The organism is Curtobacterium sp. MCPF17_018, assembly GCF_003234135.1.
Classification (GTDB): domain Bacteria; phylum Actinomycetota; class Actinomycetes; order Actinomycetales; family Microbacteriaceae; genus Curtobacterium; species Curtobacterium flaccumfaciens.
This window is the reverse complement of the sequence record NZ_QKSJ01000009.1, coordinates 178,141-199,380: the sequence shown is the minus strand read 5'-3', so window position 1 is coordinate 199,380 and position 21,240 is coordinate 178,141. Positions and strand designations below refer to the sequence as shown.

Here is a 21,240-nt window from a genome sequence, read left to right as displayed (position 1 = left end):
CGAGAGGGAAACGCCCGGTCACATTCCGAACCCGGAAGCTAAGCCTCTCAGCGCCGATGGTACTGCAAGGGGGACCTTGTGGGAGAGTAGGACGCCGCCGGACTTAACGTATGAAAGATGTGGCCATCGGCCCTCCATCGAGAATTCGCAGGGGAAACCCTCGTTCTCGGTCGGGGCCGGTGGCCATTTCTGTTTCTGCCGCCGTTCGCTCGACGCCGGCTCCGGTTCGTGATGGACTGGAAGCCGACGTCGGGCGACCGACGCGGCACCCAACACAACGACACAGCGGACGAACGCCCGAGGCACTGCACCGGGCACGCGATGAGGAGCAACGGTGGCGAACGACGACGATCAGCGGCGGAACGACGGGGACCGCGGAGATCGACCCCGACGGGACGGCGATCGGTTCCCCCGTCGCGACGGCGCTCCGCGGCGGGACGGCCAGAGCGATGGTCGTTGGTCGTCGGGACCTCGCGAGTTCGAGCGCCGTGAAGGCAACCGTCGTGATCGTCCGCAGGGTGGAGACCGTCCGTTCCGTGACGGCGCACCCCGACGGGACAGCGCGCCGCGTCGCGACGGCGATCGTCCGTTCCGATCCGGCGACCGGAACGACCGTCCGTCGTGGCAGGGCGACCGTGGTGACTCGGGTCGGCCGCCGCGCGGCGATGGTCCGCGCGGTGCCGATCGTCCGCGGCGCGATGGCGATCGTCCTCACCGTGGTGGCTCGGACCGCCCGGGTCGTGACGGTGATCGTCCGTTCCGTGGCGGATCCTCTGACCGGCCGCGCCGTGACGGCGACCGACCGTTCCAGGGCGGATCCGACCGTCCGCGTCGTGATGGGGACCGTCCGTTCCGTGGCGGCTCCTCGGACCGTCCCGCTCGTGATGGCGACCGCCCGTACCGCGGTGGTTCGGACCGTCCCGCTCGTGATGGCGATCGTCCGTACCGTGGTGGATCGTCCGAACGTCCCGCTCGAGACGGTGATCGTCCCTACCGTGGCGGATCCTCTGACCGGCCGCGCCGTGACGGCGACCGTCCGTTCCGTGGTGGCTCGGACCGTCCGGCTCGTGACGGCGACCGCCCGTACCGCGGTGGCTCGGACCGTGCCGCTCGAGACGGCGACCGCCCGTACCGTGGTGGTTCGGACCGTCCGGCTCGTGACGGCGACCGCCCGTACCGTGGTGGCTCGGACCGTCCGGCTCGTGACGGGGACCGCTCGTACCGTGGTGGTTCCTCCGATCGTCCGGCCCGTGGTGGTTCCTCCGACCGTCCGTTCCGCGGCGGTTCGTCGGACCGCCCGGGTCGCGACGGCGGTGATGAACGTCGTCGTTTCGGGGACGGCAGCCGTCACTCCGGCGCCCGCTTCGGTGAGGCCGCGCGCGACGACTGGGAAGACCGCGACCCGTACGGCACGAAGTCGATCCGTCCGCGCCACGACGACCCGGAGATCCCTGAGGAGATCCAGGCGCGCGACCTCGACCCCGCGGCCCGGATGGAGCTGAAGACCCTCAGCAAGGACAACGCCGACTGGGTTGCGCGTCACCTCGTGGCAGCTGCGCTCTTCGTCGACGACGACCCCGAGACGGCCAACCAGCACGCCCTGAGCGCTGCTCGTCGTGCCGGTCGTGTCGGTGTCGTCCGCGAGACGGCGGCGATCACCGCGTACCGCCTCGGCGACTTCGCCACCGCGCTCCGGGAACTCCGCACCTACCGTCGGATCTCGGGTCGCAACGACCAGCTGCCGATGATGGTGGACTGCGAGCGTGGCCTGGGTCGTCCGGAGCGGGCACTCGAACTCGGTCGCTCGGTCGAGCGCTCGGCCCTCGAGACCCCGGTGCAGGTCGAGCTCGCGATTGCCATGTCCGGCGCTCGTCTCGACCTCGGGAATCCCACAGCGGCCCTCGGTGAGCTGGAGATTCCACAGCTGGACCCGTCCACCGCCTACACGTGGTCCCCTGCGCTCTACAGTGCTTACGCGGCCACGCTCGAGGAGCTCGGTCGACAGGACGAGGCCGACGAGTGGTGGGCCCGTGTGGACCGCGCGGCAGCGGCCCTCGCCGAAATCGCGGACGACAACGCTTGGGAGACAGTTGATGTGGTCGAGGAAACGCTCGAAGTCGAAGAACACGGAGACGCCGGAGACGACGACGCCGATGACCTCGGAGCCGACGACGTCGCGACCGACGAACTCGACGGCGACGACGAATCCGCCGACGACCTCGATGACGAACCCGCCCTCGACGACCTCGACGACGACACCTCCGCAGCCGACGAGCCCGGCGAGATCGACGACGACAACCCCCGCGACGTCGACGGCTCCGCAGCCGACTGAGCACTCGGCGGCCTTGACTGACGGCGTCGACGTGGTCCTCACCGACCTCGACGGCGTCGTCTACCGCGGCCGCAACGCCATCCCGCACGCGGTCGAAGCCCTGACCCGGGCATCGCTCACGGCGCGGGTCGGCTACATCACGAACAACGCGTCGCGCCGCCCGATCGACGTTGCCGAGCACCTCGAGCGCTACGGTCTCGAGGTGTCCGAGGGCGACGTCGTCACCTCGTCGCAGGCCGGCGTCCAGCTGCTCGCGACCCTGGTGCCGGCCGGATCGACCGTCCTGGTCACCGGCGGGCTCGGCCTGTCGAGCATCGTCGAGGCAGCCGGGTTCACGGTCACCTCGAGTGCCGAGGACTCCCCGGCCGCGGTCATCCAGGGCTTCTCGCCGGACCTCGGCTGGAAGGAACTGGCCGAGGCCTCGTTCGCCCTGGCCGACCCTGACGTGCCGTGGGTGGCCACGAACATGGACTGGTCGATCCCGGTCGAGCGGGGCATCGCACCCGGCAACGGCACGCTCGTGTCCGCCGTGCACCAGGCAGTCGGCAGGATGCCCGTCGTCGCCGGCAAGCCCGAGCGGCCGATCTTCGACACGGCGGTCGAGCGCTTCGGCGGCGGTCGGACCCTGTTCATCGGGGACCGGCTGGACACCGACATCAAGGGCGCGAACGACGCCGGGATCCCGAGCGTGCTCGTGCTCACCGGCATCGACAAGGCGAAGCAGGTGCTCGCGGCCGACCAGCGCTCGCGTCCCACGTACGTGCTCGAAGACCTCCGGGGGCTGTCCCAGCCCTACCCGGAGACGGCGCGGCGCGAGGACGAGGACGGCACCCGGTACGTGACCGTCGGGACCTCGACGGTGGCGATGCGCGGGCACGTCGTCCGGGTGCTCGACGCCGGGACGGACATCGATCGGCTCCGTGCCGGCTCGACGCTCATCTGGGAGTCCGGGTTGGCCATCTACGGCCTCGACGTGGACCCGCAGCTGTACGGCGGCGAGTAGCGTGTCGGACGTGCCGAACCCCGAGCAGCCGTCCGCCGAACCCGAGCAGCAGGACGCCTTCGCCGCGCGCACAGCCGAGGCCGAGGCCCTGCCGCTCGCCGACCGTGCCGAAGCCTTCTCCGCCCTGCACGACGAGCTGCGGACGCGGCTCGAGAGCGGCGGCTCCGCGAGTGCCTGAGCCGGACGGAGCCGTGCACGACGCGTCGCCGGTCCGCCTCGACGCCCTGCTGGCCGCACGCGGGCTCGCACGGTCACGGACCGTCGCCAGCAAGCTGATCCAGGACGGCCGGGTGCTCGTGGGCGGCCGTGCCGTCCTGAAGCCGTCGACGCCGATCGCATCCGACGCGGACATCGAGGTCGACGCCGCGGACGAATGGGTCTCGCGCGCCGCCCGGAAGCTCGTCGGCGCACTCGACGCGTTCGACGTCGACCCCGCCGACCGGGTCGTGCTCGACGTGGGCGCGAGCACCGGCGGGTTCACCCAGGTGCTGCTCGCACGCGGCGCGCGCCGTGTCATCGCGCTCGACGTGGGCCACGGACAGCTGCACCCCACCATCGCGCTCGACGAACGCGTCGCCGTGGTCGAGGGGACGAACGCGCGGAACCTCACGCGCGCCGACTACCTGGCGCTCGACGGCGCCGCCGCCGAGACGAGCCTGGTGGTGGGGGACCTGTCCTTCATCTCGCTCCGACTCGTGCTGCCGGCGCTGGCCGAAGCCGTCCCCGCGGACGAGTTCGTGCTCCTGGTGAAGCCCCAGTTCGAAGTGGGCCGTGGCGGTGTGCGCGAGGGCATCGTGCACGACGCCGGGCTGCGGAACGACGCGCTCATGAACGTGCTGTGGGCGGCGTGGGACCTGGGCCTCGGCACCAGTGGGCTCGCCGCGTCCCCGATCGTCGGGACACACGGCAACCACGAGTACCTGGCCCGCTTCCAGCGCGGTGTCGGGGGCAATCCGACAGAATGGAGAGTCCGGGCGACCGAACTCACGGAAGGGTCTTCATGAGTGACGAACGGCACATCCTGCTCGTGTCCCACACGGGTCGCCGTGACTCGATCGACGCTGCGGTCGAGGTCTGTGACCTCCTGCACGCAGCCGGTCTCACGCCCGTCATGCCCTTCGACGAGTACGCCGACATCCGTCGTGCCGAAGCGTCGGTCGGCAAGGTCGACATCCTCGGCGTCGACGTCCAGCCGAACCAGCTCGAGATCGTCATCGTGCTCGGTGGCGACGGCACGATCCTCCGCGCGGCGGAACTCGTGCGGAACACCGGCGCTCCGCTGATCGGGGTGAACCTCGGGCACGTCGGGTTCCTGGCCGAGAGTGAGCGTGACGGTCTGTCCGAGACGGTCGAGCGCGCGCTGTCCGGCGAGTACAACGTCGAGGAACGCGTCACCCTGCAGGTCGACGTGGTCGTGGGCAACCAGATCGTCTACTCGAGCTGGGCGCTGAACGAAGCCACGATCGAGAAGGCCTCGCGGGAGCGGATGCTCGAGGTCGTGACCGAGGTCGACGGCCGCCCGCTGTCGTCCTTCGGCTGCGACGGCGTGGTCGTGTCGACCCCGACCGGCTCCACGGCGTACTCGTTCTCCGGCGGTGGCCCCATCGTGTGGCCGGACGTCGACGCGCTGCTCATGGTGCCGCTGAGCGCCCACGCCCTGTTCGCCCGTCCGATCGTCGTCGGGCCGGACTGCACGCTCGCGATCGAGGTCCTGCGGCGCACGAGCGGTGTCGGTGTCCTCTGGTGCGATGGCCGACGCACCCACGACCTGCCTCCGGGCGCCCGTGTCGAGGTCCGGCGTTCGCCCGATCCGGTGCGTGTCGCCCGACTCAAGGACGCTCCGTTCACCGACCGCTTGGTCGCGAAGTTCCAGCTGCCCGTCGCCGGGTGGCGCGGCCCCCAGAGCGACGAGGACGACCGTTGAGCCCGGAGGACGATCGATGAGCACGGAGGACGACCGATGATCGAGGAGATCGCGATCCGCGACCTCGGTGTCATCGGTGAGACCACGCTCGAACTCGGGCCGGGCTTCACCGTCGTCACCGGGGAGACCGGTGCGGGCAAGACCATGATCGTCACGGCGCTCGGGCTGCTGCTCGGTGCGCGGGCCGATGCCGGTTCGGTGCGCCGCGGCGCGTCGAGCGCCGTCGTCGAAGGCCGCTGGCACGTCCCCGAACAGGACGCGGTCGCCGAACGGGTCGAGGACGCCGGCGGCACCGTCGAGGACGGCGAACTCATCCTCACCCGCACGGTCTCCGCCGAGGGGCGCAGCCGTGCCACGGTGGGCGGTCGCAGTGCGCCCGTGGCGGTGCTCGGCGAGCTCGCCGACCAGCTCGTCACCGTGCACGGGCAGTCGGACCAGATCCGCCTGACCTCCGCCACTGCGCAGCGGGCCGCCCTCGACGGGTTCGGGGGAGCCTCGCTCGAGAAGGCCGTCGCCCGGTACGTCGCCGCGTACGACGCCTGGCAGCAGCACGCCGGTGAACTCGAGGTCCTGGTCCGCGACCGGGACGACCGGGTGGCCGAGGCCGAGCGGATCCGCGCGGCCTCCGACGAGATCGAGGCCGCCGACCCGCAGCCCGGCGAGGACGTCGAGCTGGCCGAGCGCGCCGAACGGCTGGGGAACCTCGAGGAGCTCCGGTTGTCCGCGGCCCTGGCGCACGAGGCGTTGTCCAGCGAGTCCCTCGACGGCGTCTCCGACGTCGTCGGCCTGGTCGAGTCCGCACGCCGGGCCGTGGAGCGCGTCGTGTCGTCGGACAGTGCCCTGCAGCCGGTGCTCGAGCAGCTCACGGAGCTCGGGATCCAGGCGGCCGAGGCCTCGGCGAGCATCTCGAGCTACCTCGGTTCCCTGGAACCCGAGGCCGGGCACGACCTCGAGCTCATCAACGAACGCCGTGCCCTGCTGGCCGGCCTCACCCGCAAGTACGGCGAGACGGTGGACGACGTCATCGCCTACGGACAGCGCGCGAGCGACCGGCTGCTCGAGCTCGACGGCGACGACGACCGGATCGCGGCGTTGCAGCAGTCGGTCGAGCAGGACGAGCAGGCGCTCGAGACCGCCGCCGCCGCGCTCACCACGGCGCGCACCAAGGCCGCGGCCGACCTGGCGAAGCGCGTGACCGCTGAGCTGAAGACCCTCGCGATGGGTGGTGCGACCCTGGTGGTCGAGGTCACCGAGGCCGGCGAGTACCGCCGCCACGGCCGTGACCAGGTCACGATCCTGCTCCAGCCGCACTCCGGCACCGACCCCCGGCCGATCGGCAAGGGTGCGTCCGGCGGTGAGCTGTCCCGCGTGATGCTCGCGATCGAGGTCGTCATGGCCGGCAGCACCACGGTGCCGACGTTCGTCTTCGACGAGGTCGACGCCGGTGTCGGTGGGGCGGCGGCGATCGAGATCGGCCGACGGCTGGCGAAGCTCGCCGAGCGCACGCAGGTCATCGTCGTCACGCACCTGGCCCAGGTCGCGGCCTTCGCGAACAACCACCTCAACGTCGTGAAGGACGCCAGCGGGGCCGTCACGTCGTCGAGCGTGCGCCGGCTCGAGGGCGAGGACCGGTTGCAGGAGATGGCACGGCTGCTCTCCGGACTCGGCGACAGCGCCAGTGGCATCGAGCACGCACGCGAGCTGCTCAACGTGGCCGGCCAGCGGGCCTGACGACCAGGCACGCGGGTACTGTCCCCGGGACCGGACCCGGACCCGGCCACGGCCCGAGGACCCGGCCGCCCACCCGCGCAACGCCCACGGCGAACCGAGGTCGCGCCTCCCGGCAGTTCTGACGTACGATGGAATCCCGTGGCGGACACTCTCAGCGGCGGTACCAATTCTTCGATCTCGACCCCGAAGGTGACGAAGCAGATCTTCGTGACCGGCGGGGTCGTCTCGTCTCTCGGCAAGGGCCTGACGGCGGCCAGCCTCGGCAACCTGCTCACGGCTCGCGGCCTCAAGGTCGTCATGCAGAAGCTCGACCCGTACCTCAACGTGGACCCGGGCACCATGAACCCGTTCCAGCACGGCGAGGTCTTCGTGACCGACGACGGTGCGGAGACGGACCTCGACATCGGGCACTACGAGCGCTTCCTCGACATCAACCTGTCGCAGGCCGCGAACGTCACGACCGGTCAGGTGTACTCGACCGTGATCGCCAAGGAGCGTCGCGGCGAGTACCTCGGCGACACGGTGCAGGTCATCCCGCACATCACCGACGAGATCAAGCGGCGGATGCGCGAGCAGGCGCAGAACGACCCGCAGCCCGACGTCATCATCACCGAGGTCGGTGGCACCGTCGGCGACATCGAGTCGCAGCCGTTCATCGAGTCCGCCCGACAGGTGCGGCACGAGCTCGGCCGCAACAACGTGTTCTTCGTGCACGTCTCGCTGGTGCCGTTCATGAACGCCTCGGGTGAGCAGAAGACCAAGCCGACGCAGCACTCCGTCGCCGCGCTCCGCTCGATCGGCATCCAGCCCGACGCGCTCGTGCTGCGCAGCGACCGTCCGGTGTCGGAGTCGAACAAGCGCAAGATCGCGCTGATGTGCGACGTGGACGAGGACGCCGTGGTGAACGCCGTGGACGTCCCCTCGATCTACGACCTGCCGACGCTGCTGAACAACCAGGGCCTCGACCAGGTCATCGTCGACGCGCTCAAGCTCGACGCCGGTCCGGTCGACTGGACCGCGTGGACCCCGGTGCTGAAGGCCGTGCACGAGCCGAAGAAGGCCGTCACGATCGCCCTGGTCGGCAAGTACATCGACCTGCCGGACGCCTACCTGTCGGTCACCGAGGCGCTCCGTGCGGGCGGCTTCGCGCACGACGCCAAGGTGACGCTGAAGTGGGTCGTGTCCGACGACTGCACCACGCCCGAGGGCGCGGCGAAGCAGCTCGGCGACGTCGACGGCATCTGCATCCCCGGCGGGTTCGGCGTGCGCGGCATCGAGGGCAAGCTCGGCGCGCTGAAGTTCGCGCGTGAGCAGGGCATCCCGACGCTCGGCCTGTGCCTCGGCCTGCAGTGCATGGTCATCGAGTACGCCCGCCACGAGGTCGGTCTGACCGACGCGTCGAGCACCGAGTTCGACCCGGAGACCTCGACCCCGGTCATCGCGACGATGGCGGAGCAGGTGGACATCATCGCCGGTGGCGACCTGGGCGGCACGATGCGCCTGGGCCTGTACCCGGCGTCGTTCACCGAGGGCTCGCTGGCGGCGGAGCTGTACGGTGCGCCGGAGGCCTCCGAGCGGCACCGTCACCGCTACGAGGTGAACAACAAGTACCGCGAGCAGATCGCGGACGCCGGCCTCGTCTTCTCGGGCACGTCGCCCGACGGCACGCTGGTGGAGTACGTCGAGCTCCCTCGCGACGTGCACCCGTTCTACATCGCCACGCAGGCGCACCCGGAGCTCCGCTCGCGTCCGACCGATGCGCACCCGCTGTTCGCGGGGCTCGTCGCGGCTGCGATCGAGCGCCACGAGGCGTCCAGCCTGTTCGACCCGCAGACCGAGGAGCAGGTCGCGTAAGCGCCGGTCTCATGATCGGACGGGAGGCGCGGTGCCAGCTGGCACCGCGCCTCCCGTCCGTCCCTGGGTCGCGGCCACGGAACCTGGTTCCGGACGCGGAACCACGGAACGACGCGGTGCTGTGTCCGGAACCTGGTTCCGATGGGGGCGTCAGGTGCGCGCGTGCTTGGATGGAGACGTGACAGACGCACCGATCGCTGACGAGTCCGCCTCCTTCGAGGTCACCGAATCCACCGTCGTGTACGAGGGAGCCGTCTGGGACGTGCGCCGCGACACCGTCGCCTACAACGGCGGCTCGATGGTCCGCGAGTACATCGACCACACGGGTGCCGTCGCCGTGTACGCCGAGGACGACGAGGGCCGCGTCCTGGTCATCCAGCAGTACCGGCACCCGGTGCGGCTGCGCGACTGGGAGCTGCCCGCGGGTCTGCTCGACATGGAGGGCGAGGACCACCTGACGGCCGCCAAGCGCGAGCTGGGCGAGGAGGCCGACCTCGAGGCCGACACGTGGGAGCCCCTGGTCCGCTACAACACGTCGTCGGGTGGCAGCGACGAGTTCATCCAGATCTACCGGGCGCGCGGTGTCCGGTCGACCGAGTCCGCGTTCGAGCGCGAGGCGGAAGAGGCCGACATCGTGACGCGCTGGGTCCCGCGGGCGGAGCTGCTCGAGGGGATCCTGGGCGGTCGGCTCAACAACTCGGCCCTCGTCGTCGCGACGCTCGCCGTCGAGGCCATCGAACAGCGCGGCAAGTGAGCGGGTCCGCGGCCGACGGTCTGCGCGACCTGGTCGCCACGGGTACGTGGACGCACGAGCCGGAGGCCGCCGAGTTCGACGGCGACGTGTTCCGCGTCACCGCGGTCGAGGGCAGTGACGCCTGGCGGAGCACCTCGTACAGGTTCGTGCACGACTCCGAGCACGCGCTGCTGCAGCCGACGGACGGGCCGTTCTCGGTCGAGGCGTCGTTCGTGCTCGGCTTCACCGAGCAGTTCGACCAGGCCGGGGTGTTCCTGCGCGTCGACGAACAGACCTGGATCAAGGCCGGCGTGGAGTTCTCGGACGGAGCGCCGCAGCTCGGCGCCGTGGTGACGCATGGGTTCTCGGACTGGTCGGTGTCGCCCGTGCCGGAGTGGACGGGCCGGGTGGTGACCGTCCGCGCGAGCCGCGATGGTGACGCCGTGACGATCCGGGCGTGGGCCGAGGGTGACGAGTCCCGCCTCGTCCGGGTCGCGTACCTCGACCCGGACGCCGACGTGTCCGCGGGGCTGCTGTGCGCCGGGCCGACGCGGGCCGGGCTGACCGTGACGTTCACCGGGTTCCGCGTGGGCGCACCGGACGAGGCGTTGCACTGACGGGTGGGTTGCCCCGCGCCGGTTAGCCTGCTGAGGTGATGCCCCTCGACCGTGCCGTGGAGACCTACCTGCGGCACGTCGCGATCGAGCGGGGGCTCTCGCAGCACACGTTGTCCGCGTACCGGCGGGACCTTGCCGTGTTCACCGATTGGCTCGAGTCCGCACCGGTGGTCGAATCGGACGGCGCGGACCGGGCCGGGGGCTCCTCGGTGCTGCAGGACGTCGCTCGCCTGGCACGGGCAGATGTCTCGGGGTTCGTCGAGCACCTGGCGACTCGGCCGTCGGGTCCGCTCGCACCGCGGTCGATCGCGCGGATGCTCAGTTCGGTGCGCTCGTTCACGGCCTTCGCCGCGGGGGAGGGCTGGCTTCCGCTCGACCCCGGCACCGCCGTCCGGCCGCCGAAGGCCCCGATGCGGCTGCCGAAGGCGATCCCCGTCGAGGACATGGAACGGCTGCTCGGGGCAGTGTCCGTCGACGCCGACGACCCCGTCCAGCTGCGGGACAAGGCCCTGCTCGAGCTGCTCTACGCCACCGGCGCGCGGATCTCCGAGGCGGTGGGGCTGTCGGTCGACGACGTGACGACGCTGTCGGACGCTGACGGCGAGCTCTCCGTCGTGAAGGTCACCGGCAAGGGCAACAAGCAGCGGATCGTGCCGCTCGGCAGCTTCGCCCGGGCCGCGATCGACGCCTACCTGGTGCGCGCACGGCCGGTGTTCGCTGCGCGCGGGCCCTCCACACCGGCGCTGTTCCTCGGTGCCCGTGGAGCGCGGTTGTCACGGCAGAGCGCCTGGCTCGTGATCCAGGCCGCCGCTGCTGCCGCCGACCTGGAGGCGCACGTGTCACCGCACACGTTCCGGCACTCGTTCGCGACGCACCTGCTCGAGGGTGGTGCTGATGTGCGCGTGGTGCAGGAGTTGCTCGGGCACGCGAGTGTCGCGACGACGCAGATCTACACGATGGTCACGGCGGACATGCTGCGGGACGTGTACCAGACGGCGCACCCTCGGGCGCGGCGGTAGGCGCGCTCTGCGCGCTCAGAACAGCTGGAACTGGGCCGACGCGGCGATGACCGTCGTCGTCACCGCGACGACGAGCGCGCTCGCCGAAGCGCTCCGCGCCAGGACCGCCCAGGCGCCGACGGCCCCGGGACGGACGATGCCGATGACGCCGCAGGCCACCGCGAGCAGTCCCGCCAGGCCCCAGGGGTTCGCGACGACCGAGACCACGGCGAGCAGCACCGCGAGCACCGTGAACACACCGAGCCGACGGTCGCCGGTGGCGCCGGATGCCCACGCGTCCGTGCGGATCGCCGCGGTCTGCACCGAGAACGACGGCCCCACCGGAGCGACGACGATCGGCGTGACCGGTTCCGCGGCGGCCGCGGGGACTCGCGTGGCTGCGCCCCAGGTGCGACCGTCCCACCAGCGCAGACGACGGGCGTCCTGCGGGTCCGGGAACCAGCCTGCGGCCGGCAGCGTCACGGTTGCTCCTCGAGGTGCGGGGTGGATCGACGCTCCCGAGCCTAGGAGCGCGGTCGGCCTCGCCCCAGTCCCCAGCCGGGTGTCAGCACAAGGGGGGACCGGGCCGGTGCACTACGGTCGGGGCGTGCCCTCGACGCTCGACGACTTCTGGACCGCGCGACGCCGTGAGCGTCCGAGTCTCCCGACGGCCGTGCCGGAGGCGTGGTCCTTCGGCGCGGCCCCGGAGCAGGCGGACGCGCTCCTGCAGCTCGTGGTCGACGGGGTCAAGGTCGGCACGGCGTCGTCGCTCTGGGACTACGAGGCGACCGGTGACCCGCTGCCGGCAGCCGACGAGTTGGGCATCGTGACCGACGGCTCCGGTGCGCCCCGTGCCGTCATCGAGACGACGGTGGTCCGGGTGGTGCCGTTCGACCAGGTCGGCGCGGACCACGCCTGGGCCGAGGGGGAAGGGGACCGGACGCTCGAGCACTGGCGGACCGTGCATGAGGCGTTCTGGCGCGCACACTCGGAGAACCCGCGCGGGTTCGCGCCGGACATGCCGGTCGTGTGCGAGCGGTTCCGGCTGCTCTGGCCGAACGGCTGAGCCCGAGCCCGAGCCCGAGCCCGAGCCCGATCCCGATCCCGATCCCGATCCGGGGTCAGGCGGGGACCGGCTCCGCGTCGACCTCGGTGAACACGTCCTTCACGGCGGCGAGCAGCCGGGCGTTGAAGTCCACGCCCAACTGGTTCGGCACGGTGACGAGCACGGTGTCGGCAGCACGGACGGCCTGGTCGGCCGCGAGTTCCGCGACGAGATGCTCGGGCTCACCGATGTAGGACCGGCCGAACCGGGCCAGCCCGCCGTCGAGGTGCCCGACCTGGTCCTGCCCCTCGACCTGCGCGCGCACGCCGAAGTAGTGGCGCGACTCGTCGTCGATGATCGGGATGATGCTGCGCGAGACCGAGACGCGCGGTTCGCGGTCCCAGCCCGACTCGGACCACACCCGGCGGAAGCGCTCGATCTGCTCGGCCTGCAGCTGGTCGAACGGCACACCGGTGTCCTCGGTCAGCAGGGTCGAGGACATCAGGTTCATGCCGTGCTCGGCGGTCCACTCCGCGGTGGCGCGGGTGCCGGCGCCCCACCAGATGCGGTCGCCGAGCGAGTCGGACAGCGGGGAGATCGGCAGGGACCCGACCGAGCCGGTCATCTGCGGATTGGCGTGGGCCATCGGCTCGCCAGCGATCGCGCGGCGGAACACGTCGGTGTGCGCACGGGCCATGTCACCGCCGTTCTCGTCATCGGCGTCGGGCACGTAGCCGAACTGCTGGTAGCCGGCGAGGGCGGTCTCGGGTGATCCCCGCGAGACACCGAGCTGCAGTCGCCCTCCGGAGATCAGGTCGGTGGCCGCGGCTTCTTCCGCCATGTAGAGCGGGTTCTCGTAGCGCATGTCGATGACGCCGGTGCCGATCTCGATCCGGCTGGTCTTCGCGGCGATGGCCGAGAGCAGCGGGAACGGTGCGGCCTGCTGCGGTGCGAAGTGGTGGACGCGGAAGTAGGCGCCGTCGACGCCGGCTTCCTCGGCTGCGACCGCGAGGTCGATCGCCTGTACCAGGGCCTCCCGCCCGCTGCGCACCTTCGACCCCGGCACGTCACGCCAGTGTCCGAACGACAGGAATCCGATCTTCGTCATGTCCATGCGAACGCATCCGGAGGCAGGGCCATTCCGCCGCGACTACCGTGGCCGGCATGGAGGACCCCCGCCCCGCGCTCGAGGCCGAACGCGTCCGCAACGCACGGCTGCTCGCTGCGGTCGAGCGGAGCATGCGCGACGTCAGCGACGCCCGGCAGGACGCGAACTCCGACGACGAGCACGACCCGGAGGGCGCGACCCTGGCCTGGGAACGCGGCTCGCTCGGTGCGGTCCGCGACGGCGCCCGGCTGCGGATCCGCCAGGTGGACGCAGCGCTCGCACGACTCGACGACGGCACCTACGGCCGCTGCGCGGTCGGCGGTGAGTCGATCCCGGAGGCCCGGCTTGCCGCCGTCCCGTGGGCGGCGACGTGCGTCGCGCACGCGTGAGGGGTACGCGATCGGTGCCGCCTGACGGCCGGGAGGCGCGGCCTGCCCCGGCCCCGTGCCTCCCGGCATGCGCACCCCGCGTCCACCGCCTGCGCCGCTGATTCCCAGCCGCGCGCCCTACGTTTTCGGCATGGACGGCGACCCGAACGACCGACCCGGCGACGCCCGGGCCGACGGCGCGCCACGCCAGCGCTTCCAGTGGTTCCACCGCCTGCGCACGTGGATCCACGCGCGGCCGCACGTGCACCTGCTCTACAAGGTGCTCGTCGGCATCGTCGGCGGGATCGTCGTCATCGTCGGGTTGATCCTGGTGCCGCTGCCGGGGCCGGGGTGGCTCGTCGTGTTCATCGGCCTCACGGTGCTGGCGAGCGAGTTCCACTTCTTCCACAGGATCATCACGTGGCTCCGGGCGCAGCTGCACCGCTTCTGGGACTGGGCCAAGCGGCACGGGCCGAAGCGCCTGCGCGATGCTGCAGACCGGGGCAAGGCCGACGTCGATGCTGCGCACACCGGTGCGGCGCGGACGGTCGGGGTGCGTGCGCGCACCAGGCGGACAGCCCGCTAGTCGGCGGAGGCGACCCGGATCGAGCCTGTTGCGGTGCGCTCGATGACCTCGGCGGCGTGCTCCTCGACCTCGGCGGCGTCCGTCGACGACATCTGCAGCACGAGGGCGACGACCGCGGCGAGCACGATGAAGCCGCCGTACCCGGCGATGACGGGGACCAGACCGACCGAGGGCTCGAGCAGGCCCCCGATGACCGAGGGCACCCCGAACGCCAGGTAGCTGACGACGTAGATCGTGGAGAGCAGTCCGGCGCGGTGGGTCGGGGCGGCGGTGGCGAGCAGCATCCGCAGCGGCGCCTGGAACCCGGCACCGAAGCCGACACCGGCGATGGCGCTCCCGACGACCATGCCCGGCAGGGAGTGCGCGAACACGAACGACACCGTGACGATCGGTCCGAGCACGAGCGCGACGAGCCCGAGCAGGACCGCGCGACGGGTGTCCATGCGCTGGATCGCCAGGCCGGTCAGGGCGCCGACGCCGGTGACCACGGCGATGAGCGCACCGGCGGCGAAGTGGTTCGTGATGCCGAACACCGTGCCGAGCGCCGAGGGGACGAGCGACAGGAACATGCCGCCGAGGGCCCAGCTGGCGACGAGCGAGCCGGCGACACCGCGGAACAGCCGGCGTGAGGACCGCGGCACGCTGATCATCGGGCGCAGGGAGCGGAGTGCGCCGGGGCGACGCTGCACCTGCTCGGGGACGACGAACAGCGCGAGCACCAGCAGCACGAGGAGCGCGCCGAACAGCAGGTAGACGAGCTGCTCCGGCGCCGGACCCCACTGCACCAGGGCACCGCTCGACATCGCGCCGGTGGCCAGGGCGATCGGCGGGATGACGCCGTTCAGCACGCCGGCCATGGTGGGGTGTCGTTCGAGGGAGTTGTCGATCAGGGCCGCACCGAGGGCGCCGATGAGCAGCCCGACCGAGACACCCTGCACGATGCGGTCGACGATGAGCGCGACGACCCCGTCCGCCATCGCGAACAGGCCGAGCGACAGCGCGACGCCCAGGCCGCCGACGACCAGCACGGGCTTGCGGCCGACGTGGTCGGACAGGCGACCCGCGACGAGCAGGCTCGCCAGCAGGCCGGCGACGTAGATGGCGAAGACCCCGGTGAGCATGAGCGGGGTGAGGTGCCACTCGGCTGCGTAGACCGGGTAGATGGGCGACGGCACGGCCGACGACGCGACCGAGACCAGGAGCATCGCCGCCAGGATCCAGAACCCGGCGACCGAACGAGCTGACTGGTGCATGCGCACCCCTTTCCATCTCCGTGCAGTACGACTGCATTCGTACCGCACTCGAACAGTACGACGCAAGTCGTACAGCAAGCCGAACGGTGGTAGCGTCCCGTCCATGCCCGCGCACGTCGATGCTCCTGAACGGCTGCCGCAGCCGTCCGTGGTCGAGATGGACCTCCCGGTCGTGATGGACGCCCTGAGTGACCCGATCCGGCTCGCGATCCTGCACCGCTACCTGGTCGACGCGGCCGGGGGTGAGCGCAGCTGCGGCTGGGTCGGCATCGACCGGCCGAAGTCCACGCTGACCCACCACTTCCGAGTCCTGCGCGAGGCCGGTCTGCTCGAGCAGCACCTGGAGGGCCTGACCCGCGTCAGCCGCGTCCGCGTCGAGGACGTGCAGCAGCGGTTCCCCGGGCTCCTCGACCTGGTGCTCGACTGGCAGGTCCCCGCGGCGCTGCTGCGCGAAGGGATCGCCTCGTGAGCGCCGGCGCGACCACCGGCGTGGACGCTGCGCACACGCTTCCGTCGATCGTCGCGGACCCTGCCGTCACTCCGGCGCTCGCCGCAGACCTGACGGCGGCCGGCTTCACCGTCGACCGGCTCGACTCGCTGTGGGGCGCCGAGGCCGCCGCATCGCTGCACCGCGGCTCGCGGGTCGCCGCCCTCCGTGCGCTCGCCGCCCGCGAGACCACGCCGCTCGGCACCCTGGCGACGCTGTTCGTGCTCGGCCTGCCGGTGGCGCGGGCCGAGGCCGCGGCGACGTTCCCGACCGCCGGGCTCGACGCCGTCATCGCCGCGGGCCTGCTGCGTAGTGAAGGCGAAGGCGCCGACACGCTCGTCCACCCCACCGTCGACCTGCGCCCCTACGCCTTCGTCGACGACCTCGGCGCCGGTAGCTGGTGGATCGTCTCCGACCTCGGCGAGCTCGCCCTCGGGCACGCCATCAGCGAGGAACACGTGCTCGGCATCGGTGGCGCCACCACCACACTGAGCGGCCTGCAGGTGCCCGTCCCGGTCGAGCGTGTGCTCGACCTCGGCACCGGGTGCGGCATCCAGGCCATGCACGCGCGGCGCTTCGCCGACCAGGTGGTCGCCACCGACATCTCGCGCCGTGCCCTCGACATCGCCCGGTTCAACGCCCGGCTCAACGGCATCGACGGCATCGACTTCCGGTTCGGCTCGCTGTTCGAACCGGTCGCGGGGGAGCGCTTCGACCGGATCGTCTCGAACCCGCCCTTCGTCATCACACCCCGTCGCGAGGGCGTCCCGTCGTACGAGTACCGCGACGGCGGCATGGTCGGCGACGCCCTGGTCGAGACGGTGCTCCGCGGCCTCGAGGCCCACCTGGAGCCCGGTGGCACCGCTCAGCTCCTCGGCAACTGGGAGTACCACTGGGGCGTCGACGGCCTGGACCGCGTGCGCACCTGGTTCGCCGACACCGACCTCGACGTGTGGGTGATCGAGCGCGAGCGGCAGGACCCGACGTCCTACGCCGAGACCTGGATCCGCGACGGCGGGACGAAGCCCGGCACGGCCGAGTTCGACACCCTGATGGGTGCCTGGCTCGACGACTTCTCGGACCGTCGCGTCACCGGCGTCGGCTTCGGCTACGTCGTGATGCGTCGCCCCCTGCCGGGAGGCCCGTCCGGCCTCCGCCGGTTCGAGCGCGTCCCCGAGACGCTCGGCTCCAACCCCGCGGGCCTCGGCGCGACGGTCGCCCGCGTCCTCGACGCGGCAGCCTGGCTCGCCGCGCACGACGACGCCGCGCTCGCCGCCGCCCACCTGTCGGTGGCCGGTGACGTCACCGAGGAGCGGTACTACTGGCCGGGCAACGACGACCCCACCGTGATGACCCTGGTGCAGGGTGGTGGACTCGGGCGCCGGGTGGACGCGGACACCGCACTCGCGGCGTTCGTGGGTGCGTGCGACGGCGACCTGTCCGTCGCCGCGATCATCGGCGCGCTCGCGCAGATCACCGGGGTGGACGAGCAGGCGCTCGCCGCCGACCTGCTGCCTGCGGCGCGCGACCTGGTGCTCGACGGGCTGCTCGTCCCCGCCGCCTGACGATCAGGCGCGGTGGTCGCGCCAGCTGTGCTCGGGCGTGTAGCCGAGGAGTTCGCGCGCCTTCTCCGACGACAGCAGCGAGCTGACGCCGTCGATGTCCGCACGGCGCTCGATGTCCGGCACGAAGCGTTCGACGAGCTCGATCGTCGGGGTGTCCATCACCGTGTCGGGGCTCGCGATGACGAACGCTTCGAACCCGGTGAGGTCGGCCTCGAGTGCCCGGCGGACGGCCTGGGCCCCGTCGCGGGAGTCGATGTACGACCACAGGTTGAACGTCTTCGCCTCGGGGGTGGCGTCCCACGGGAACGCCGGGTAGTCGGTCTCGTCCATCACGTTCGAGAAGCGCAGGCCGATCATCTTCAGTTCCGGGTCCCAGCGGGTGAAGTGGCGGGCCATCTCCTCTTCCACCGCCTTGCCGAGGGAGTACGACGACTGCGGGCGGACCGCGAACTCCTCGTCGACCGGCAGGTAGGGCGGGTGGTGCTCGCCCATCGGGATGCCGAGCAGGGTCTCGCTCGACGCCCACACGACGTTCTTGATCTTCGCGGCACGGGCGGCGTGGAAGACGTTGATCGACGAGGTCACGTTGTTCGTGATGAGGGCCACGTCGGGGACCTGCCCCGGGGCCGGCACCGCCGCGAGGTGCACGACGGCGTCGACGTGGTCGTACCGGTCGTCGATGCCGAGCAGGGCGTTCAGGACCTGGCCGTGGTCGGTCAGGTCGATCCGCACGAACGGGACACGCTCGGGCTTGTCGGGCGAGGGGACACGGTCGAGCAGGACCACGTCGTACCCGTGCGCATCGAGGTCGCGCACCACCGCTCGTCCGAGCTTGCCGCTGCCACCGGTCACCACTACACGCGTCATCGCGTCACTCCACATCGTCGTCGGAACACACCCTGGCGGGCACCGACCATCCTGCCCCGCCGCACCTGACGCGACCAGGCCCTGTCCGTACCCCGGAGCTGACACAATCTGTCATTGCAAATTTCAACGCTCATATGCCAGTGTGGGCATCGTGATTCGGCGAGGAACGATCGTTGCGGCGGTCGTGCTGTCATCGAGCCTTGCCGGCTGTTCGTCCGACCCGATGTGGGCACCGGCGGGTGAAGCCAGCGAGCGGACCATCGCGATCGTGGACGGCGGGATGACGCCATCCCTCGGGCGAACGGGTGCAGCACAAACTTGGATCGCGCCGAACCTTCCGGACGAGTCGCCTGATGGCCATGCTGACCTGCTCGCGGCGGCAGTTCTCGCCGAGTTCGGTGAGGGAACCCCATCACTTCTCGACGTACGAGTGGCGACGCCGAATCACCCCGCCACTCCGGACTCAATCGCCCAAGGCGTGGAATGGGCCGTCGGCAGTGGAGCCGACATCGTGTTGATCGCTCTGAGCAGTCGCTTCGACTCGGCCGCGCTTCGGGCTGCCTTGCGGAACGCGGATCGCAACGACGTCCTCGTGGTGAGCAGCATGCGAAACGAATTGATCGGTGCGAGGTCCTTCCCCGCTGATCACGAATCCGTGCTCTCGGTGTCCAGTGTGGATCACTCCGGGGCACGGGCGTCGACGTCGCCACGTGACGGCGACGTCAGCGCACTCGGTGTTGACGTCGACCTCGGCTCTGGCGGTGAGGTCTCCGGGACGAGCATCGCAGCCGCATCGGCCGTCGCCGCGGTGATCCGTTGTGCCGGGTGGCCTGTGTCCCGCGATGACTTGCTCCGCGACGCGCAGCGTCGTGGCGTCAAAGACGACCGCGGCGTTCCAGTGCTGCGGTGTACCGAAAGGAAGAACCAATGAAGCTCTCCAAGTGGACACCGCCCGTCGGCGTGTTGGTGACGGCAGTGATGGTGTTCAGCCTTGTCGCGCCCGCGTCTGCCGAACCCGTGGACCGTGATCCTGATGCGGCGGCCGTCGACATCTCCGTGGTGACGGAAGGGAATCCTGCTGGTGAGGCGTCCGTCTCCACCCAGATCGAGTCGGAACTCGGGATGGACGGTGAGGCTGTCGTCGCGATCGACGGCAACGTGATCGACACGGTGAGCGTTGAGACTGCCCAAGAGGGGGATGCGCTCGAGGACACGTACTCGATCAGCGACCTCACGATCGTCGACGACGAGAACTTCTCCGCGCTCCTCACCTCGGACTCGACAGGTGAGACGCACTTCATCGACACGACAGCCACCGAAGCGCAGGTTCTGCCGCTGATCCTGGTGGTGCTTGCTCGTGTGGGTATCCAGATGGCCATCCGCCAGTTCTCGAAGGCCGCGACCCAGAGCGCCGCGAAGAAGTACGCGCTGTCCCTCACAACGTCGAAGTGGACTCATATCATGGCGCGGAAGCACAACTGGCGGTACGTGGGTGGTACGACACGTGCAAAGGTCGCAGACCTCATGAGCAGGGCTGTCGCGAACGGACGTTCAGCGAAGGCGCGTGACCACATCGACTACACGTGGCGATACAGCGGGCGGACGATCACCGTTCGGACGTCGACCGGCGGTCACATCAGCAATGGATGGGTGAAATGAGCGAGATAGCGAGCCTCGTCGACGGGGGAAGGATCGGTGATGCCGTCCGAGCCGCCCGCGGGCTCACCCCTCAGCGGGTCCGTGAACTCCTCTTTGCTTCTGGTGGGTTCATGCAGGACTCTGGCCCGTACGACGAGTTCTTCCGCCGCTGGTACGCCACGCTCGAGAGCCCGTACCTGCGGGCCGAAGCAGCGGATTGGTTCTGCCAGGCGTACCTGACCGAACTGGCCGACGTTCCTGGTGCGGAGCACTACGGAGCGGCCTTGTCGACGGATTCGAAGCGAGCGGTGCGTGACCACCTCGCGCGGGAGATGCGGGGCCGGAACATCTCAGATTGGTCGATGTCTCCGGAGGAACCCCTCTCGAAGACGCAGGTCCGCGCGTGGAGCACCGCGGCGGACGAACTCGCTGCCGTGCGCTTGCCCTGACCACTTGGCCGGCGGGAGGCTCGGTGCGGACGTGCGCTGCGCCTCCCGTCAGGCGGTGGGGGTGACCTGGGCGATCGCGAGGCGGGCGACGAGTTCGACGTGCTCGGCCATGTCGCGGGTGGGGTCGAAGAGCCACTGGATCTGCATGCCGTCGGACACCGCGAGCAGGACGCTGGTGAGCTCGTCGGGGTCGATGTCGGACCGCAGCCGTCCGTCCTGCTGCATGGTGCGGAAGTCGGCGGACAGGTCGCGGCGGCTGCGTTCGTAGCGCTCGCGGAAGTACTCGTGCGCCGGGTGCTCGGCGTCGGTGGCGGCCGCGGCGGACAGGTTGACGAACATCTGCACCAGCCCCGGGACCTCGGCGTTGTGCCGCACGATCGCGGCGAGCAGGGCTGCCGGGTCCGCGGCCTGCCAGTCGTGCGCGAGGTCGAGCTCGTCACGGCGGCGGAGGATCTCGACCCAGAGCTCGTCCTTCGAGTCGAAGTAGTGCAGCAGGCCGGCCTGGGTCAGCTCGACGGCGTCGGCGATGTCCTTGATGCTCGTCCGCCGGAAGCCCTGCGACGCCACGAGGTCCAGCGCGACCCTGAGGATCTCCTCGCGCTTCGCGATGCCCTTTGCGTACGAACCCCGTCGTGCCATGGCCAGACTGTACCGCCCACAGGAGACCCAGAAAACCAAGCAA

At 70.8% G+C, this 21,240-nt stretch carries 24 protein-coding genes and 1 rRNA gene; 19 read left to right on the top strand and 6 right to left on the bottom strand.

Translation table 11 applies throughout. The features are described 5' to 3' along the window. A 5S ribosomal RNA gene (gene rrf, locus DEJ27_RS12385) occupies positions 1–103 on the top strand; the annotation flags it as partial. On the opposite strand, the gene DEJ27_RS17795 is transcribed toward rrf, so the two are convergent. Then, the gene (locus tag DEJ27_RS17795; protein ID WP_181430148.1) at positions 104–1,597 is read right to left on the bottom strand and encodes a hypothetical protein; all 1,494 of its coding nucleotides are present in this window, start codon (positions 1,595–1,597) and stop codon (positions 104–106) included. Between DEJ27_RS17795 and DEJ27_RS17790 the strand changes: the two genes are divergently transcribed. The 10 genes from DEJ27_RS17790 (at position 1,547) to DEJ27_RS12335 (ending at position 11,213) form a co-directional block, all read left to right on the top strand. Continuing rightward, complete coding sequence (locus DEJ27_RS17790; protein WP_258370347.1) at positions 1,547–2,332, top strand: hypothetical protein; 786 nt, start codon at positions 1,547–1,549, stop codon at positions 2,330–2,332. The two genes, DEJ27_RS17795 and DEJ27_RS17790, sit on opposite strands and share 51 nt — an antisense overlap. A gap of 13 nt (positions 2,333–2,345) precedes the next feature. Further along, positions 2,346–3,335, top strand: a complete 990-nt coding sequence (locus tag DEJ27_RS12370) for an HAD-IIA family hydrolase (RefSeq protein WP_111091013.1) — start codon at positions 2,346–2,348, stop codon at positions 3,333–3,335. 10 nt (positions 3,336–3,345) lie between these two features. Beyond that, positions 3,346–3,513: a hypothetical protein gene (locus tag DEJ27_RS17785; protein ID WP_181420091.1), complete on the top strand. Its 168-nt coding sequence runs from the start codon at positions 3,346–3,348 to the stop codon at positions 3,511–3,513. Next, the gene (locus DEJ27_RS12365; RefSeq protein ID WP_110861093.1) at positions 3,506–4,339 is read left to right on the top strand and encodes a TlyA family RNA methyltransferase; all 834 of its coding nucleotides are present in this window, start codon (positions 3,506–3,508) and stop codon (positions 4,337–4,339) included. Before DEJ27_RS17785 ends, DEJ27_RS12365 begins: the two co-directional genes overlap by 8 nt. Beyond that, complete coding sequence (locus tag DEJ27_RS12360) at positions 4,336–5,259, top strand: NAD kinase (protein WP_071245131.1); 924 nt, start codon at positions 4,336–4,338, stop codon at positions 5,257–5,259. Before DEJ27_RS12365 ends, DEJ27_RS12360 begins: the two co-directional genes overlap by 4 nt. A 36-nt stretch (positions 5,260–5,295) precedes the next feature. Then, positions 5,296–6,990, top strand: a complete 1,695-nt coding sequence (gene recN, locus DEJ27_RS12355) for a DNA repair protein RecN (protein ID WP_111091012.1) — start codon at positions 5,296–5,298, stop codon at positions 6,988–6,990. Between the two features lie 138 nt (positions 6,991–7,128). Then, on the top strand, positions 7,129–8,844 hold the full coding sequence (locus tag DEJ27_RS12350) for a CTP synthase (protein ID WP_258369896.1): 1,716 nt from the start codon (positions 7,129–7,131) through the stop codon (positions 8,842–8,844). 178 nt (positions 8,845–9,022) lie between these two features. Continuing rightward, positions 9,023–9,598, top strand: a complete 576-nt coding sequence (locus DEJ27_RS12345; RefSeq protein WP_111091011.1) for an NUDIX hydrolase — start codon at positions 9,023–9,025, stop codon at positions 9,596–9,598. Continuing rightward, positions 9,595–10,194 carry a DUF1349 domain-containing protein gene (locus DEJ27_RS12340; RefSeq protein WP_111091010.1) on the top strand — a complete coding sequence of 200 codons (600 nt, stop codon included), beginning with the start codon at positions 9,595–9,597 and terminating at the stop codon, positions 10,192–10,194. Before DEJ27_RS12345 ends, DEJ27_RS12340 begins: the two co-directional genes overlap by 4 nt. A gap of 38 nt (positions 10,195–10,232) precedes the next feature. Beyond that, on the top strand, positions 10,233–11,213 hold the full coding sequence (locus DEJ27_RS12335; RefSeq protein WP_111091009.1) for a site-specific tyrosine recombinase XerD: 981 nt from the start codon (positions 10,233–10,235) through the stop codon (positions 11,211–11,213). Between the two features lie 15 nt (positions 11,214–11,228). On the opposite strand, the gene DEJ27_RS12330 is transcribed toward DEJ27_RS12335, so the two are convergent. Next, positions 11,229–11,675, bottom strand: coding sequence for a DUF2510 domain-containing protein (locus DEJ27_RS12330; protein ID WP_181430147.1), 447 nt, complete (start codon positions 11,673–11,675; stop codon positions 11,229–11,231). Between the two features lie 124 nt (positions 11,676–11,799). Here DEJ27_RS12330 and DEJ27_RS12325 point away from each other — a divergent pair, with 124 nt between their 5' ends. After that, entirely contained in the window at positions 11,800–12,258 is a 459-nt protein-coding gene (locus tag DEJ27_RS12325; protein ID WP_220035388.1) for an ASCH domain-containing protein, read from the top strand. A gap of 55 nt (positions 12,259–12,313) precedes the next feature. Here the strand turns inward: DEJ27_RS12325 and DEJ27_RS12320 are convergent, their stop codons facing one another. Further along, the gene (locus tag DEJ27_RS12320) at positions 12,314–13,351 is read right to left on the bottom strand and encodes an LLM class flavin-dependent oxidoreductase (protein WP_110861080.1); all 1,038 of its coding nucleotides are present in this window, start codon (positions 13,349–13,351) and stop codon (positions 12,314–12,316) included. Between the two features lie 50 nt (positions 13,352–13,401). On the opposite strand from DEJ27_RS12320, the gene DEJ27_RS12315 reads away from it, so the two are divergent. Further along, a complete protein-coding gene (locus DEJ27_RS12315) occupies positions 13,402–13,734 on the top strand; it encodes a TraR/DksA C4-type zinc finger protein (RefSeq protein WP_110861078.1) in 333 nt (110 codons plus the stop codon). A 130-nt stretch (positions 13,735–13,864) separates the two neighbouring features. After that, the gene (locus DEJ27_RS12310) at positions 13,865–14,299 is read left to right on the top strand and encodes a TIGR02611 family protein (protein WP_110861076.1); all 435 of its coding nucleotides are present in this window, start codon (positions 13,865–13,867) and stop codon (positions 14,297–14,299) included. Here DEJ27_RS12310 and DEJ27_RS12305 read toward each other — a convergent pair. After that, the gene (locus DEJ27_RS12305) at positions 14,296–15,552 is read right to left on the bottom strand and encodes an MFS transporter (protein ID WP_110861128.1); all 1,257 of its coding nucleotides are present in this window, start codon (positions 15,550–15,552) and stop codon (positions 14,296–14,298) included. The genes DEJ27_RS12310 and DEJ27_RS12305 overlap by 4 nt on opposite strands. A 103-nt stretch (positions 15,553–15,655) precedes the next feature. On the opposite strand from DEJ27_RS12305, the gene DEJ27_RS12300 reads away from it, so the two are divergent. Continuing rightward, positions 15,656–16,021, top strand: a complete 366-nt coding sequence (locus DEJ27_RS12300) for a helix-turn-helix transcriptional regulator (protein WP_110861074.1) — start codon at positions 15,656–15,658, stop codon at positions 16,019–16,021. Beyond that, the gene (locus DEJ27_RS12295) at positions 16,018–17,604 is read left to right on the top strand and encodes a methyltransferase (protein ID WP_258369895.1); all 1,587 of its coding nucleotides are present in this window, start codon (positions 16,018–16,020) and stop codon (positions 17,602–17,604) included. The genes DEJ27_RS12300 and DEJ27_RS12295 overlap by 4 nt, the downstream gene beginning before the upstream one ends. A 3-nt stretch (positions 17,605–17,607) precedes the next feature. Here the strand turns inward: DEJ27_RS12295 and DEJ27_RS12290 are convergent, their stop codons facing one another. Next, entirely contained in the window at positions 17,608–18,471 is an 864-nt protein-coding gene (locus tag DEJ27_RS12290) for an NAD(P)-dependent oxidoreductase (protein WP_071245140.1), read from the bottom strand. 142 nt (positions 18,472–18,613) lie between these two features. Here DEJ27_RS12290 and DEJ27_RS17540 point away from each other — a divergent pair, with 142 nt between their 5' ends. From DEJ27_RS17540 to DEJ27_RS12280, 3 genes are read left to right on the top strand one after another with little or no spacing between them, the layout of a single operon-like run. Further along, on the top strand, positions 18,614–19,402 hold the full coding sequence (locus tag DEJ27_RS17540) for a S8 family serine peptidase (RefSeq protein WP_146238555.1): 789 nt from the start codon (positions 18,614–18,616) through the stop codon (positions 19,400–19,402). Next, entirely contained in the window at positions 19,399–20,130 is a 732-nt protein-coding gene (locus DEJ27_RS12285) for an SAR2788 family putative toxin (RefSeq protein WP_110861072.1), read from the top strand. The genes DEJ27_RS17540 and DEJ27_RS12285 overlap by 4 nt, the downstream gene beginning before the upstream one ends. Next, positions 20,127–20,558, top strand: coding sequence for a hypothetical protein (locus tag DEJ27_RS12280; protein ID WP_110861070.1), 432 nt, complete (start codon positions 20,127–20,129; stop codon positions 20,556–20,558). The genes DEJ27_RS12285 and DEJ27_RS12280 overlap by 4 nt, the downstream gene beginning before the upstream one ends. A 48-nt stretch (positions 20,559–20,606) precedes the next feature. Here DEJ27_RS12280 and DEJ27_RS12275 read toward each other — a convergent pair whose 3' ends face one another. Then, a complete protein-coding gene (locus DEJ27_RS12275; protein ID WP_111091006.1) occupies positions 20,607–21,197 on the bottom strand; it encodes a TetR/AcrR family transcriptional regulator in 591 nt (196 codons plus the stop codon). Between the last annotated feature and the right edge of the window lie 43 nt (positions 21,198–21,240).

What these genes read in the sequence shown, in the direction of transcription:
- DEJ27_RS12360 (WP_071245131.1), top strand. Translation starts at nt 4,336, where the DNA reads ATGAGTGACGAACGGCACATCCTGCTCGTGTCCCACACGGGTCGCCGT.
- recN (WP_111091012.1), top strand. Translation starts at nt 5,296, where the DNA reads ATGATCGAGGAGATCGCGATCCGCGACCTCGGTGTCATCGGTGAGACC.
- DEJ27_RS12335 (WP_111091009.1), top strand. Translation starts at nt 10,233, where the DNA reads ATGCCCCTCGACCGTGCCGTGGAGACCTACCTGCGGCACGTCGCGATC.
- DEJ27_RS12320 (WP_110861080.1), bottom strand. Translation starts at nt 13,351, where the DNA reads ATGGACATGACGAAGATCGGATTCCTGTCGTTCGGACACTGGCGTGAC.
- DEJ27_RS12315 (WP_110861078.1), top strand. Translation starts at nt 13,402, where the DNA reads ATGGAGGACCCCCGCCCCGCGCTCGAGGCCGAACGCGTCCGCAACGCA.
- DEJ27_RS12310 (WP_110861076.1), top strand. Translation starts at nt 13,865, where the DNA reads ATGGACGGCGACCCGAACGACCGACCCGGCGACGCCCGGGCCGACGGC.
- DEJ27_RS12305 (WP_110861128.1), bottom strand. Translation starts at nt 15,552, where the DNA reads ATGCACCAGTCAGCTCGTTCGGTCGCCGGGTTCTGGATCCTGGCGGCG.
- DEJ27_RS12300 (WP_110861074.1), top strand. Translation starts at nt 15,656, where the DNA reads ATGCCCGCGCACGTCGATGCTCCTGAACGGCTGCCGCAGCCGTCCGTG.
- DEJ27_RS12290 (WP_071245140.1), bottom strand. Translation starts at nt 18,471, where the DNA reads ATGACGCGTGTAGTGGTGACCGGTGGCAGCGGCAAGCTCGGACGAGCG.
- DEJ27_RS12285 (WP_110861072.1), top strand. Translation starts at nt 19,399, where the DNA reads ATGAAGCTCTCCAAGTGGACACCGCCCGTCGGCGTGTTGGTGACGGCA.
- DEJ27_RS12280 (WP_110861070.1), top strand. Translation starts at nt 20,127, where the DNA reads ATGAGCGAGATAGCGAGCCTCGTCGACGGGGGAAGGATCGGTGATGCC.
- DEJ27_RS12275 (WP_111091006.1), bottom strand. Translation starts at nt 21,197, where the DNA reads ATGGCACGACGGGGTTCGTACGCAAAGGGCATCGCGAAGCGCGAGGAG.